This window comes from Psychrobacter sp. TB20-MNA-CIBAN-0197, from assembly GCF_040309765.1.
In the GTDB taxonomy this organism is placed as follows: Bacteria; Pseudomonadota; Gammaproteobacteria; order Pseudomonadales; family Moraxellaceae; genus Psychrobacter; species Psychrobacter submarinus.
This window is the reverse complement of record NZ_JBEOPC010001461.1, coordinates 1-232: the sequence shown is the minus strand read 5'-3', so window position 1 is coordinate 232 and position 232 is coordinate 1. Positions and strand designations below refer to the sequence as shown.

General features: G+C 59.1%; 1 protein-coding gene. It reads right to left on the bottom strand.

Translation table 11 applies throughout. From position 1 onward, the window contains the following. Window positions 1-232 (bottom strand): CoA-transferase (locus AAEY83_RS18815; RefSeq protein WP_351061750.1); only part of this gene is annotated, 232 nt, incomplete at both ends.

Genomic DNA, 232 nt, shown 5'->3' with positions numbered 1-232 from the left:
ACCAACACCCGGGTTGCCGCCCCAGGAGAAAATCAGTTTGCGCGCGCAACCGGCGCCGATCAGTTGGTCGTAGATCAGGTCAGGCGTCATCCGCACCAGCGTCAGATCTTTCTTGCCTTGACGAATGATTTCATGACCCGCTGCCGTAGGGATCAGGTGAGTGAAGCCTTCGAGGGCGACGGTGTCGCCGTCGTTGACGAATTGCTTCACCGCGTCGTGCAGCGAAAGGATC